The organism is Sulfitobacter sp. EhC04 (assembly GCF_001650875.1).
GTDB lineage: Bacteria > Pseudomonadota > Alphaproteobacteria > Rhodobacterales > Rhodobacteraceae > Sulfitobacter.
Window position 1 is genome coordinate 1 of the sequence record NZ_LXYI01000025.1, and the last position, 14412, is coordinate 14412.

Below are 14412 nucleotides of genomic sequence, written 5' to 3' on the forward strand. Positions count from 1 at the left end.
GGGCAGAAGTCCGCGGGGCGCAGTTGCAGGGGGCGGAGCTCTTCGGGGCAAAGTTGCAGGGGGCCGACCTCCGCAGGGCGCAGTTTGATGCCGCCACAAACCTCAGCACCGCTGATCTTCGAGGTGCCGCGCTGAGGTCTGTGGACCTTACCAATGTCCCACAAATCGCGGAGCATCTGGAGGGGCTGTTTGGCGACGGCACGGTCACGCTTCCGGAGGGAATGGAGCGGCCCGAACGCTTTAGCGTTGAATTCGAGAAGCAACTTGATTTCGACACCGCATGGCGTGCTTTCCAGCGGTCCATCGGTCAGGACCCCGCCGATCCCAAATAGTCTACCGCTCCGCCGCGATCTGATGCATAAGGCGGCGCAACACATCAATCGAGCCAAGGACGCCCCCCATGCACGACATCCGCGCCATCCGTGACAACCCCGCAGCCCTTGACGCCGCCCTGGCCCGGCGCGGCGATGCGCCGGTCTCGGCCGCTGTTCTGGAACTGGACGCGGCACGGCGGGGCAAGATTTCGGCGGCGGAGGCCGCCCAGGCGGAGCAGAACGCCGCCTCCAAGCTGGTCGGGGCCGCCAAGGCCAAGGGCGATGAGGCGGAATTTGAACGCCTGCGCGCGCTGGTGGGCGAGAAGAAGGCCGAAGTGGCCGCGATGCAGGCCGAGGCCAAGGAGCTGGACGCGCAGTTGACCGACATGCTGGCGCGCATTCCCAACACCCCCGCCGATGACGTGCCGGACGGGGCGGACGAGGGCGACAACGTGGAAGTGAGCCGCTGGGGCGACATCCCCGCCTTCGATTTTGCGCCCAAGGAGCATTACGATATCACGGGCGTGGCCGCCTCGATGGATTTCGAGACGGCGGCAAAGATTTCCGGCAGCCGTTTCGTGCTGCTGTCCGGAGCCGTGGCGCGGATTCACCGGGCGCTGGCGCAGTTCATGATAAACACCCATGTGGACGAGAACGGCTTGACCGAAGTGAACCCGCCGGTGCTGGTCAAGGACGACGCGATGTATGGCACTGATAAATTGCCGAAATTCGGGGAGGACAGCTATCGCACCGAAGAGGGCATGTGGCTGGTCCCGACCTCCGAGGTGCCGCTGACCTATATCGTGGCCGACCATGTGGTCGAGGAAAGCTATCTGCCGCGCCGCTACACCGCGCATACGCTGTGCTTCCGGTCCGAGGCAGGCAGCGCCGGGCGCGACACGGCGGGGATGCTGCGCCAGCACCAGTTCGAGAAGGTCGAGATGGTCAGCATCACCCACCCCGATGAAAGCGACGCGGAGCAAAAGCGGATGCTGCGCTGTGCGGAGGGGATATTGGAGGCGCTTGGCATCCCCTATCGCACCGTGATCCTGTGCACCGGCGACATGGGGTTCGGCGCGCGGCGCACCTATGACATCGAGGCCTGGGTGCCGGGGCAGAACACCTACCGCGAGATTTCCTCCGTCTCCACCACCGGCGATTTCCAGGCCCGGCGGATGAATGCCCGGTTCAAGCCGAAGGACGGCGGCAAGCCGCAGTTCCTGCACACGCTGAACGGGTCCGGTCTGGCCGTGGGGCGCTGCCTGATCGCGGTGTTGGAGAATGGCCAGCAGGAAGACGGATCGGTTGTGCTGCCCGAGGCGCTGGCCCCCTATCTGGGGGGCAGGACAATGCTGTCGGCAGAGGGCGCGTTGGTCTGAGCCATTCCGCTGGGCGGGGTGCCGGGGTGCCCTGTGTTGCCTTGGGGCGCATCACGGCTATCTTTGGGGGACGTACCAACCTGAAGGCCTCACATGACCCCTGCCCTGCGCCCCGCCATCGCCGTCCTATGCTTCCTGCTGGCCGTCGCCTTTGCCGTTTCGCCCTTTCTGGTCGAGGGGTTTGCCGGGTTCGATCCTGAGCAGTTCCCGATCCGCCAGGACAATCCGCCGGTGCAGCCCGCCGGCTATGCCTTTGCGATCTGGAGTGTGATTTACGGCTGGCTGATCCTGGGGCTAGGCTGGGGCATGCTGCGGGCACCGCGTGACGGGCAGTGGCATGACATGCGCCTGCCCCTGTGCATCTCGCTGGCGGTGGGCACCGCCTGGCTGTCGGTGGCGGTGGCCAGCCCGGTCTGGGCCACGGTGCTGATCTGGGTGATGCTGATCGCGGCACTTGCGGCGCTGTTCATGGCCCCGGTGGCCGACACCCCCTGGGCCGCCCTGCCCGTCGGGCTTTATGCCGGGTGGCTCTCTGCAGCCTCATGCGTGGCGCTGGGGTTGCTGGCGGCCGGGTATGGCTGGCTGGACCAGCAGGTGGCGGCACTGGTTTTTGTAGGGTTTGCGATATTCATCGGCTGTTTCGTGCAAACGGCGCTGCGCCGCGCGCCGACCTATGGGCTGGCCGTGATCTGGGCGCTGGTCGCGGTGGCAGTGGCGAACTGGCACATGGCGCAGGTCGTGGCCTGGCTGGCGGCGGTGGGCATTGTGGTGATGCTGGTGCCGACATTGGCGGCTCTGCGCAGGCAGTAAGGCGTGACCCGGAGTTTTTGAAAACTCCGGTTCGATTTTTTCGAAAAAATCGCCCCGCCTCAGTCCTTGCGGCGTCCTTCGGTGTGTTTGCGCAATTTGGACGGCTTGGCCTTTTTGCGGCCCTTGTAGGGGTTCGCATCGTTCTGGCCGCGCATCCAAAGCCGGATCGGCGTGCCGGGCATGTCAAAGTCGATCCGCAAGCCATTGACAAGATAGCGGTTATAGCTGTCCGGCACTTTGTCCGGATGGCTGCACATGACCACAAAACCGGGGGGCCGTGTCTTGGCCTGGGTCATGTAGCGCAGTTTGATCCGCTTGCCCTGCGGCGCGGGGGGCGGATGCGCCTCCATCATACCCGAAAGCCAGCGGTTCAGCTGAGCCGTGGTCACCCGGCGGTTCCAGACTTCATAGGCGCGCATGATGGCGTCGTGCAGCCGGTCGAGGCCCCTGCCCGTCTTGGCGCTGACCGTGATCAGCGGGGCGCCGCGCAGCTGTGGCAGAAGCCGCTCGAAGCTTTCCTTCAGCGCCTTCAACTTGGCTTGGCGATCTTCCTCGATGTCCCATTTGTTCACCGCGACAACCACCGCGCGGCCTTCACGCTCGGCCAGGTCGGCGATGCGCAGGTCCTGTTGTTCAAAGGGGATCTCGGCGTCCAGCAGCACCACAACCACTTCGGCGAATTTTACCGCGCGCAGCCCGTCGGAGACGCTGAGTTTCTCCAGCTTTTCCTGCACCTTGGCTTTCTTGCGCATGCCTGCGGTGTCAAAGATGCGCATCGGCACGCCGTTCCAGTCGGTGCGCAGGGAAATCGCATCGCGGGTGATCCCGGCCTCGGGACCGGTCAGCAGCCTGTCTTCGCCCAGGATCTGGTTGATCAGGGTGGATTTGCCCGCGTTCGGGCGACCCACGACGGCCACCTGCAACGGCTTGGCCTTGGTGGGTTCCGGCACGGCATCGGTGATCTCGCCGTCGTCTTCGGGCAGGTCCACATCGGTTTCGGGCGCGTCTGTCTCTGCCTTGTCGGCATGGGCGTCGGCCAGCGGCATCAGCACGGAATAAAGGTCGTTCAGACCCTCGCCGTGTTCCGCCGACATGCGGATCGGTTCGCCCAGCCCCAGGGAATAGGCCTCAATCACACCGGCATCCGCCGCCCGGCCCTCGGCCTTGTTGGCCGCCAGGATCACATGGGCGGAGCGTTTGCGCAGGATGTCGGCAAAGACCAGGTCCGTGGGTGTCACACCCACGCGGGCGTCGATCATGAACAGGCAGATGTCGGCCATGTCCACCGCACGTTCCGTCAGGCGGCGCATCCGGCCCTGCAGGCTGTCGTCGGTGACTTCTTCCAGACCGGCGGTGTCGACCACCGTGAACTTCAGATCCGCCAGCCGCGCGGCCCCCTCGCGCAGGTCGCGGGTCACGCCGGGCTGGTCATCGACCAGGGCAAGCCGTTTGCCGACAAGGCGGTTGAACAGCGTGGATTTGCCGACATTGGGACGGCCCACGATGGCAAGGGTAAAGGACATGGTTCACAAGGCTCCGACAGGGCCGATGCGGCCCCTGAGCCTCGCGCTTTAGACCATTAGCGGTAGGCGTGCAATTGCCCCTTGGTGGAGACCACGTAAAGGGTGCTGCCCGCCACGACAGGAGCGGTCGTTGCACCGCCGGGGATTTCGACGGTGCCGGTCAGGCTGCCATTGGTCGGATCAAAGCTGCGCAGCAGCCCGTCGTTGGAGGCGATGATCACCCGCCCGCCTGCCACGATGGGGCCGTGGTGGGCCACCACTTCGGACTGGCGGCGCGGTCTGTCCTTGACGAAATTCGGCAGCGGAATGCCCCAGACGCGGCTGCCATCGCTGGCGTCGAGCCGCACCAGTTCGTTCAGGTCGGTGACCGCGAATACCGAATCCCCGATCGGCCAGACCGGGCCGATGGCCCCGTCCCGCGCGGTCCACAGACGCTGGCCGCTTTCGACGTTCAGCGCGGCAAGCCTGCCCGAATGGTTGCCGACATAGACGCTGCCGCCGGACACAACCGGCGCAGAAGTCACATCGGACACGGCAGAAAGCGCGCGGCCGGGGCGCGACCCCACCACAGAGGCATCCCAGCGCGGCAGCCCGCCACGGCGGAAGACACCCTGCACTTCGCCGGTGCCATAGGCGAAGATCACGAATTTGTCCGTCACCGCAGGGGCCGGTGCGCCCAGCACGTTGTTCACGCTGCTGCTGCCGCCGACCTGCCATTCGATCCGGCCTGTTCCCTTGTCCAGCGCCCAGCCGGTGTCATCGCCCGAGGTCACATAGACCAGATCGCCATAGATTGTCGGGGTGCCCGAGCCGGAGGCCTCAAGCTTTTGGGCCCAGCGTTCGCCGCCGGTCGCCACGTCGAGTGCCGCCAGCACGCCATAGCCGATGGAGACGTAAAGTGTCTGACCGTCCACGGCCAGACCGCCGCCGGTGCCCTGACCGGATCTGTCGGTGACCGGCGTCAGGTCGCGGGTCCACAGGGTCTCTCCGCCCGTGGAGATCGCGGTGACACGCGCATCGGCGTCCAGCGTGAAGATGCGCCCGCCCGCAACCACCGGATCGGCGGTGATGCGCTGCTTGCGGCTGTCACCGGCGCCGATGTCCACGGACCAGATCGGTTGCAGGGTGGCGCGCAACGCGGGATGGGTCGTGCGGTATTGCGGCGTGCCGATGCTGTGGGACCAGGACGCGTTGTTCGCCGTACCACCCAGCGCAATCGCGCGGCTGGTGTTTGGCCCCTTCTCTTCGCCTTCAAGCGGGGCGGCCAGATCCGGGTCTTGCAGGATGGAGCGCACGGGCTCGCGTTTGCCCGGCAGATAAACCTGTTCCTCGGCACAGGCGGTCAAAAGCAACAGCGCTGTCAGCGCCCCGCCCACCATCCGGGTCGTGCCGTGGTATTGCTTTTGCATCATGGTCCTGCCCATTCTCGTGCCCTTACCTCAAACCGTTTGGCCGGCTCTGATCAGTTTCCGACCGCTTGCCCGGTGACCGCGTCACCGGCTGCAATCGCGTTCTCGTCCAGCTTAGGTTCTCCACCCAGCGCCACAATCACCTGTAGGGCGCGCTGTTGCAAGTCCGAGGTGGTTTCCGCATCCTGCAAAATGGCCTGATAGCGCGCGATGGCCGCGTCGGGTTGATCCTGGCCGATGTCCAGCAGCGCCAGTTGTTCACTGGCCAGCAGCCGCAGCGGATTGCCGGGTTGGGCCATCGCCTCAAGCGCCTGGCGACGGTCCTCGATGGGCATGTCCGTATCCGGGAGGGTCATCGCCTTGAAACTGGCGACCTGGCGGTAGATTTCCGGGACATCGCCATCCACGGCGAGGCTTTCCAGCGTCGCGGCGGCGGCGGCGGTATCTCCGGCTTCGACCTGTTCGGCAGCGGTCAGCAAGCGCAACACTGCCGCAGCCTCGGCCGAGTGCGGGGCAATCCGGGCCAGTTGCTCGGCACGGGCGGCTACGTCATTGGTGGCGAGGGCCGCCAGCATTGCGTCGCCCAGGGCCTCGGCCTGCGCCTGTTCCTGCGCCTTGCTGTACTCGCGCCACGCCGCTCCTGCCACGATCAGCACGATGGCCAGTGCGGCAATCCAGCCATAGCGCCGGAACAAGTGAAACAGACGGTCGCGGCGGACCTCGTCGTTGACTTCGTCGATAAAGCTGTCTGTGTCGCTCATCAGGGCTGCCTCTGGTCTTGGTTTTTCACCTCTTAACCCGCACGGGGGGCCAAGCCAAGGGCTTGGGCCTGTGGACATTCACTTCCGGCACCCGTTTCAGTTCAAAATTGCCCGGTTCCAGACAAGAGAGCGCAGGAATAGCCAATTATTCCAGGCAGTGTCAGGTGAACCGGGTTTGACCCGAAGTGCCAAAGCGGGTCCGGTGCTTTGGCCTGGCCATCCTGCGGTGCTTTTGCAAATGAAGACATGTCATTTTTGACATGTCTTCATTTGCAAATCAGAGCCAATAGCGCCCCGCCATAGGCTCAGGTCAAAGGCCGGACGCTGAAGTCACCCGAATCCAAAAGACGTTGCATTGATCATTCAGACCCCGGATCGCTTGCGACCCGGTTCGCGCCCACCCTCGGGACCGGGCGCGAACCTCTGTCGGGTGGGTGCCTCAATGCCGCTAAGGTCAATACCGGATGACCAGCAGTCTGCTCAAAATCGCGCGTTTTAACGGTTTTCTGCAAGAAATCCGTTAAAAATGCCTCAACTAAACTAGGCAGTTCAATTTTAAAGTACTACATAGCCGAAAACGCGGTTGGCCGAGAGCTTGGCCAACCGCCCCAAGAATGGGGCCGCGCAATGCGTATCTTCTCTATCTTTGCCGCCATTGCGGTGACTGTCATCCTCGCAATGTCCATCCTGGCACGCCCGCAGCTTATGGCTCTGTTCGGCATGTCGGATGCGGCAGAGCAATCAACCGAGGCGGTTCCGTCCGGTACGGAATCAGAGGTGGCCGTTGCCGCGCCGCTGCAGGAAACCCGGCGCGTCAAGGTCGGCGTACGGCGATTCGAGGCGCAGCAGGTCGACAGCGCCGTCGTCCTGCGGGGCCAGACAGAGGCCGCACGCGCAGTCGATGTGCGCGCCGAGACCTCGGCGGTTGTCTCCTCTGCTCCGCTGCGCAAGGGCACGGAAGTGTCACAGGGCGATCCGATGTGCGTGCTGGACGCCGGAACCCGCGGTGCCGCCCTGCAGGAAGCCAAGGCAAGGCTGAGCGAGGCTGAAAGCCGGGTGCCGGAAGCTGAAGCGCGGGTTGAGGAAGCCCAGGCCAAGCTGGAAGAAGCCAAGATCAACCAGAATGCCGCGTCACGGCTGAGCGAGGACGGCTTTGCCTCGCAGACGCGGGTTGCCTCTTCGGATGCCTCCGTCGCCACGGCACGGGCGGCAGTCAGTTCGGCAACTTCCGGGCTGAGCGCTGCGCAGTCGGGCATCGAGGCCGCGACCGCTGCCGTGGCCAGCGCAGAAAAGGAAATCGAGCGCCTGACCATGACCGCGCCCTTTGACGGGCTGCTGGAAAGCGATACAGCCGAACTGGGCAGCCTGCTGCAGCCCGGTGGGCTTTGTGCAACCATCATCCAGCTGAACCCGATCAAGCTGGTCGGCTTTGTACCGGAAACCGAAGTGAACCGCGTCAGCCTGGGCGCGCAGGCCGGTGCGCGGCTGGCAGCGGGCGGCGATGACCTGGTGGGCAAGGTGATTTTCCTGTCACGGTCCGCCGATCCGCAGACCCGCACTTTCCGGGTCGAGATCGAGGTGCCGAACCCCGACCTGACAATCAGGGACGGGCAGACCGCCGAAATCGCCATAGCCTCGGCCGGGGTGCAGGCACATCTGATCCCGCAAAGCGCGATGACCCTGAACGATGACGGGGCGCTGGGTGTGCGCATGGTGGACGACACCGACACCGTATCCTTTGCCCCGGTCAGCATCATGCGCGACACCGCCAGCGGCGTCTGGGTCACGGGCCTGCCCGACACCGCGAATGTGATCGTGGTTGGTCAGGAATATGTGACTGCCGGTGTGCAGGTCGATCCGACCTATCAAGAGGTCACGCAATGAGCGGCATTGTCGATTGGGCCGCCGGCCGGGCACGGATGGTCCTGGCCTTTATCCTGCTGAGCCTTGTGGTCGGCGGCTATGCCTATTCCACCCTGCCCAAGGAAGGCGAGCCGGACATCGAGATTCCGGCGCTTTTCGTTTCGGTCCAGTTTCCGGGCATCTCGGCCTCTGACAGCGAAACCCTGCTGGTCAAACCGATGGAGACGGAACTGGCTGACCTGGACGGGCTGAAGACCATGACCGGCACGGCGGCGGAGAATTACGCCGGGGTCGCGCTGGAGTTTGAATTCGGCTGGGACAAGACCAAGATCATGGCCGATGTCCGCGACGCCATGGGCAACGCCCAGGCGGATTTTCCCGAAGGGGCGGAAACCTATACGATCAACGAGATCAACTTTTCCGAATTCCCGATCATCATCGTGAACCTGACCGGCCCTGTGCCCGAACGCACGATGGCCCGCGTCGCCCGCGATCTGCAGGACGATCTTGAGGGGCTGGACGCGGTGCTGGAAGCGGGCGTTGCAGGCGACCGCGACGAGATGCTGGAGGTGCTGATCGACCCGCTGCGGCTGGAGGCCTATAACGTCACGGCGAACGAGCTGATCAATGTCGTCCAGAACAACAACCAGCTGATCGCGGCGGGCGAGGTCGAGACGGACCAGGGCACGTTCTCGGTCAAGATCCCTTCCTCATTCGACGATCCGTCCGATGTCTACAGCCTGCCGGTCAAGACCAATGGCGACCGGGTCGTCACACTGGGGGATCTGGCCGAAATCAACCTCACCTTCGAGGACCGCAAGGGCACGGCGCGGTTCAACAACGAAAAGACGCTGGCGCTGCAGGTGGTCAAGCGCAAGGGATACAACCTGATCGACACGGCGGCGCAGGTTAAGAAAATCGTCGCTGAACGCTCTGCCGCCTGGCCCGACGGGTTGCAGGCGGCGGTCACCGTCGGCACCTCCAACGACCAGAGCCGTGTCGTGGACAGCATGGTGCAGCAATTGCTCGGCTCGGTCTTTACCGCCGTTGCGCTGGTGATGATCGTGGTGCTGGCAGCACTTGGCATTCGCGCCGCCTTGCTGGTGGGCTTTGCGATCCCGACCTCTTTCCTTCTGTGCTTCGCCTTCCTCGCGCTGATGGGCATTTCGGTGTCCAACATCGTGATGTTCGGCCTGATCCTGGCCGTGGGGATGCTGGTGGATGGTGCCATTGTGGTGGTGGAATACGCCGACAAGCGCCAGCAAGAGGGCGAAGGCCCGATGCGCGCTTATGTCGAGGCCGCCAAGCGGATGTTCTGGCCGGTGATCTCTTCCACCGCGACGACGCTGTGCGCCTTCCTGCCGATGCTGTTCTGGCCCGGTGTGCCGGGTGAATTCATGGGCATGTTGCCGGTCACGCTGATCTTTGTGCTGTCGGCCTCGCTGGTGGTGGCGCTGATCTATCTGCCGGTGATGGGCGGCGTGACCGGGCGGCTGGAAAACTGGATGGCGCGCCAGATGACCGCGGTGGCGGCGCTGCCGCTGTGGCTGCACCTGTTGCTGTTCGTTGGCGCGGCGATCCTGTTCGTGCCCGCCGTATTGCTGATGGGCCCGACCGCGCCCGGTGCACCCGGCCTGCTGTTCCAGTGGATCGGTGCGCAATTCAGCGGCATGGATGCGCTGTCGGTGTTCTCGGTGGTCAGCACCTTTGCCATCGTGTTTGCGATCATCGTGATCGCGGCTGCGGTTGGCGCGCTGGCACTGGGGGGGCTGATGCTCGGGCTGGTAAGCCTGTTCGCGCTGATGACCCGTCTGGGCCGTGCGGGCCGCTGGCTGGTCGCGCGCATGTTCCGCCGCGAACCCGACCGCATCCATGCGGGCTATCGCCGGAACGGCTTTGGCTATGTGATGGCCTTCATCGCGGGCAACCCGGTGATGCCCTTGGTGATGGCAGGCGCGGTGTTCATCTTTGTCGGCACCGTGCTGATCTACTTCACCAACAACTCCAGGGGTGTGGAGTTCTTTGTCGAATCCGAGCCCGAGCAGGCAATTGTCTATGTGCTGGCGCGGGGCAACCTGTCGCTGGAGGAAAAGGACCAGCTGCTGCAACAGGCCGAAGCGATTGTGCTGGACCATCCCGGCGTCGAAACGGCCTTTGCCTTTGCAGGCGAAGGTGGGCTGAACAGCAACACCGGCGGCGCGCAGACCCCCAAGGACAGCATCGGGCAGGTCCAGTTCGAGACGATCCCCTGGGAAGACCGCCCGCAGATGGTGGAACCCTGGTTCACGATTCCCTTGCTGGGCACGACCGTGACCCGCCACACCCAGGACCCGGCCTATGATGGCGATGTGATCATCGACGACCTGACCGCGCGGCTTGAGCAGATCCCCGGCATCCGGATCGAGATTCTGGCGCAGGCACGCGGCCCCGCATCGGGCAAGCCCGTGCATCTGCGGCTGAAGTCCGACAGCTACACCGATCTGGTCAAGGCGACCGAACAGGTCCGCGCGCAATACGAAAAGACTCCCGGTCTGACCCTGATCGAAGACACCCGCCCCCTGCCCGGCATCGACTGGCAGATCGACGTGGACGTCGAAAAGGCGGGCCGCTATGGCGCGGATGTGGTTTCCGTGGGCGCGATGGTTCAGCTTGTCACGCGCGGGTTGCTGCTGGACACGATGCGGGTCGACACATCGGACGAGGAAATCGAGATTCGCGTGCGCCTGCCCGAAAAGGACCGGGTGCTGTCCACGCTGGACACGCTCAAGGTGCGCACCGCTGACGGGCTGATCCCGCTGTCGAACTTCATCAGCCGCACGCCGGTCCCGAAGCTGGCCGAGATCAACCGGATCGACCAGAAGCGCTATCTTGACGTCAAGGCGGATGTGGCACCGGGGCTGATGAAAGTGGTGCGTGGTGACGCCGCCACTGGCGAGACCATCGCAACGCTGCGCCCCGCGCGACCGGGGGCTGCGGCGGACGTGACCCTGCCGGAGACTGGTGCCTATACCGTGATCGACCGCACCGAAGCCGGCAAGGGCGCAGACCTTCAGGCCGACCTGACCAGCGGCGCGTTCCGGCTGGTGCCGATCAACGCCAACGAGCGGATCGCGGAATTGACCAAATGGCTGGATACCAAGCCGCTTGACCTGGGCGTCACTGCCGAATGGACCGGCGACCAGGAGGATCAGGCGGAAAGCCAGGCATTCCTGTCGTCGGCCTTTACCGCCGCGCTGGGGCTGATGTTCATCATCCTGCTGGCGCAGTTCAACAGCTTTTACAATGCGGTGCTGGTGCTGGTGGCGGTGGTGCTGTCCACAACCGGGGTGCTGATCGGGATGCTGGTCATGGATCAGACGTTCAGCATCATCATGACCGGGACGGGCATCGTGGCCCTGGCCGGGATCGTGGTGAACAACAACATCATCCTGATCGACACCTATCAGGAATACGAGCGCTACATGCCCCGGATCGAGGCGATCATCCGCACCGCGCAGGCACGTATCCGGCCGGTGCTGCTGACCACGATCACGACAATGGCGGGTCTTGCGCCGATGATGTTCGGCCTCAGCCTCGACTTTGCCGTGGGGGGCTATACCATCGACAGCCCGACCGCGCTGTGGTGGAAACAACTGGCCACTGCGGTGGTGTTCGGCCTTGGCATCGCGACGGTGCTGACGCTGATGGTGACGCCCTCGCTGCTGGCGATCCGGGTCTGGGCCACCACCTATGTGCGCTGGGTGGCGCGGCTGCTGGCGCGGATGTCGCTGGGGCGGGCCAGCCGGGCGGCGCGGGACTGGGCGCTGGCGCGCGATGCCCGACGCATGAAACCGCAGGAGATCATCTGGGATGACGTGCCCGCGCCGGTTCCGGTGATGGCACAGCGCCTGTCTGCCGCCGAATAGGCGGCCGGCTGGCTGACCAGCAAGGAGAGCAAAGCGGACCTTCGTGCCGGGTGCAGCGAGCGACCGGAAAGAGCCCTTGCCGCATTCCACCCGCGCGGAGACAAGGCCGCAGGCCGCCGGCACGGCGATTTGGCTTCTGTAGTGTCTGACAGATAGTTAGGAGGTGCGTGGCTGCCATAAACTGCCAATCACTGAGGTCGGATCGCCGCGCCACGGCCCAACGATGCGCGGCTTTGCGAACGGCAGCAAAGTCCGCACACCTGACCTCAATGCGTCCCGCGTCAAAGGTCTGGTCTGGGTCAGGTATGCCTGTCCCGGCCCAAAGCGTTTCGGGATATACCTGGATCACTTGTTCGCTGCCTCTCCATTTGGTCAAACGCGAAAAGTGATCAGCGATGTTTCAGGTTTATCCCGAAACGCTGCATTGACGAGATTCAGAATGTCCGTGGGTCCGGGTCGCTGGCACAGGACAAACGACACGTATTTTTGACATAAAGAAGCGGGGACCGGCGATTGCCGACCCCGTTGCGCTATGCCTCTTCTTCGGATTGCTGGCGCTGCCACAGCTGCGCATACCGTCCGCCGCGCGCCAGCAAGTCGTCGTGACGGCCCTGCTCGACGATCTCGCCCTTTTCCAACACCACGATGCGATCCGCTTCGGCGATGGTGGACAAGCGATGCGCGATGGTCAGCACGGTACGCCCCTGCCCTGCACGGCGCAGCGCGTCCTGGATTTCCTGCTCCGTTTCGGTGTCGAGCGCGCTTGTCGCCTCGTCCAGCAGCAGGATCGGCGGGTCCTTGAGCAGGGTGCGCGCGATACCGACACGCTGCTTTTCGCCCCCCGACAGCTTCAAGCCCCTTTCGCCCACAGCCGTCTCATAGCCCAGCGGTAGGGACTGGATGAAGTCGTGGATCTGGGCATCGCGGGCGGCGGCTTCGATCTCTTGCCGCGTGGCACCCTCGCGCCCGTAGGCGATGTTGTAGAGGATCGTATCGTTGAACAGCACCGTATCCTGCGGCACCACCCCGATGGCGCGGTGCAGGCTGTTCTGGGTCACGTCGCGCACATCCTGCCCGTCAATGCGCAGCGCCCCGCCCTGCACGTCGTAAAACCGGAACAGCAGCCTGCCGATGGTGGATTTGCCCGAGCCGGTGGAGCCGACGATGGCCACGGTTTCACCGGGCTGCGCCTCAAGGCTGATGCCCTTGAGGATCTGGCGGTCGGGGTCATAGCCGAACCGCACGTCATCCAGGGTGACGCGCCCGCCGGTGACCTTCAGCTCTGCCGCGCCGGGTTTGTTGGTGATCTCGGCCGGTTGTTCCAGCAGGCCAAACATCTGGCCCATATCGACAAGCGCCTGCCGGATTTCCCGGTAGACCGTCCCAAGGAAGTTCAGCGGCACGGTGATCTGGATCATATAGGCGTTGACCATCACGAAATCGCCCACTGTCAGCGTGCCGTTCTGCACGCCGACGGCCGCCATGACCATCACCACGACAAGGCCCGCGGTGATCAGCAGGGACTGGCCGAAATTCAGGAAGGCCAGCGAATAGTTGGTCTTGATCGCCGCCAGTTCATAGCCTGCCATGGCATTGTCATAGCGGGCGGCCTCGCGGCTTTCCGCGCCGAAATACTTGACCGTCTCATAGTTCAGCAGGCTGTCGATGGCCTTTTGATTGGCGTCGGTGTCCTGATCGTTCATCTGGCGGCGCAGCTTTACGCGCCATTCGGTCACGGCAAAGGTGAACCAGACATAAAGCGCGATGGTGACCGCCACGACCACCGTGTACCAGAAATCGAACAGCGCAGTCAGGATCACCGCAATCAACAGCAGTTCAAGGATCAGCGGCCCGATGGAGAACAGCAGGAAGCGCAGCAGAAAATCCACGCCCTTGACCCCGCGTTCGATGATCCGGCTCAGGCCCCCGGTCTTGCGCGTGATGTGATAGCGCATGGAGAGCCTGTGGATATGCTCGAAGGTCTCCAGCGCCAGCATCCGCAGGGCGCGCTGGCCGACACGGGCAAAGACCGCATCGCGCAATTGCTGGAAGCCCACGTTCATCAGCCGTGCCATGCCATAGGCGATGGTCAGCGAGATCGCCCCAAGCGCCAGCATCGGCGTGCCTTCGCCCGCCAGCGCATCCACCGCATCCTTGTAGAACAGCGGCGTTGCCACCGAGATCAGCTTGGACACCACAAGGGCGACCATTGCCCAGACAACCCGGTGTTTGACCCAAGGCATGTCGCGGGGCCAGAGGTAGGGCGCAACCTTGCGCAGCACACGCATGGCGGATTGGCGTTCGGCCTGATCCGCAAGTTCTTCGTCTGTCAGGGGTTCGGGTGGCGTATCGGCCCCTTTGACAGAGGGGCTGGCGGTGTCTGACGGCATGGGGGTTCCTATCGGCTTGAAACCCTACATAAGGCGGGACAGCGGCGGTTGCCACCGC

9 protein-coding genes are annotated in these 14412 nt (G+C 64.2%); 5 read left to right on the top strand and 4 right to left on the bottom strand.

Annotation, left to right across the window (positions count from 1 at the left end; genetic code table 11):
- The 3 genes from A8B82_RS12295 to A8B82_RS12305 form a co-directional block, all read left to right on the top strand.
- A partial coding sequence (locus A8B82_RS12295) for a pentapeptide repeat-containing protein (RefSeq protein ID WP_138069752.1) occupies positions 1 to 332 on the top strand: 332 nt, incomplete at its 5' end.
- Between the two features lie 68 nt (positions 333 to 400).
- Entirely contained in the window at positions 401 to 1693 is a 1293-nt protein-coding gene (gene serS, locus A8B82_RS12300; protein WP_067292744.1) for a serine--tRNA ligase, read from the top strand.
- A gap of 93 nt (positions 1694 to 1786) precedes the next feature.
- Positions 1787 to 2503, top strand: a complete 717-nt coding sequence (locus A8B82_RS12305; RefSeq protein ID WP_067292747.1) for a tryptophan-rich sensory protein — start codon at positions 1787 to 1789, stop codon at positions 2501 to 2503.
- 59 nt (positions 2504 to 2562) lie between these two features.
- On the opposite strand, the gene der is transcribed toward A8B82_RS12305, so the two are convergent.
- Genes der through A8B82_RS12320 form a run of 3 tightly spaced genes read right to left on the bottom strand, consistent with a single transcriptional unit; the run spans position 2563 to position 6196 of the window.
- Positions 2563 to 4026, bottom strand: coding sequence for a ribosome biogenesis GTPase Der (gene der, locus A8B82_RS12310; RefSeq protein WP_067292749.1), 1464 nt, complete (start codon positions 4024 to 4026; stop codon positions 2563 to 2565).
- 56 nt (positions 4027 to 4082) lie between these two features.
- The gene (locus tag A8B82_RS12315; RefSeq protein ID WP_235604683.1) at positions 4083 to 5450 is read right to left on the bottom strand and encodes a PQQ-like beta-propeller repeat protein; all 1368 of its coding nucleotides are present in this window, start codon (positions 5448 to 5450) and stop codon (positions 4083 to 4085) included.
- A gap of 38 nt (positions 5451 to 5488) precedes the next feature.
- On the bottom strand, positions 5489 to 6196 hold the full coding sequence (locus A8B82_RS12320; protein ID WP_067292752.1) for a hypothetical protein: 708 nt from the start codon (positions 6194 to 6196) through the stop codon (positions 5489 to 5491).
- A 627-nt stretch (positions 6197 to 6823) separates the two neighbouring features.
- Between A8B82_RS12320 and A8B82_RS12325 the strand changes: the two genes are divergently transcribed.
- Both A8B82_RS12325 and A8B82_RS12330 read left to right on the top strand, forming a co-directional pair.
- Positions 6824 to 8080 carry an efflux RND transporter periplasmic adaptor subunit gene (locus A8B82_RS12325; RefSeq protein ID WP_067292753.1) on the top strand — a complete coding sequence of 419 codons (1257 nt, stop codon included), beginning with the start codon at positions 6824 to 6826 and terminating at the stop codon, positions 8078 to 8080.
- Positions 8077 to 11964, top strand: a complete 3888-nt coding sequence (locus A8B82_RS12330; RefSeq protein WP_067292756.1) for an efflux RND transporter permease subunit — start codon at positions 8077 to 8079, stop codon at positions 11962 to 11964. The genes A8B82_RS12325 and A8B82_RS12330 overlap by 4 nt, the downstream gene beginning before the upstream one ends.
- A 530-nt stretch (positions 11965 to 12494) precedes the next feature.
- Here the strand turns inward: A8B82_RS12330 and A8B82_RS12335 are convergent.
- Positions 12495 to 14354, bottom strand: a complete 1860-nt coding sequence (locus A8B82_RS12335) for an ABCB family ABC transporter ATP-binding protein/permease (protein ID WP_067292759.1) — start codon at positions 14352 to 14354, stop codon at positions 12495 to 12497.
- Positions 14355 to 14412: the final 58 nt, after the last annotated feature.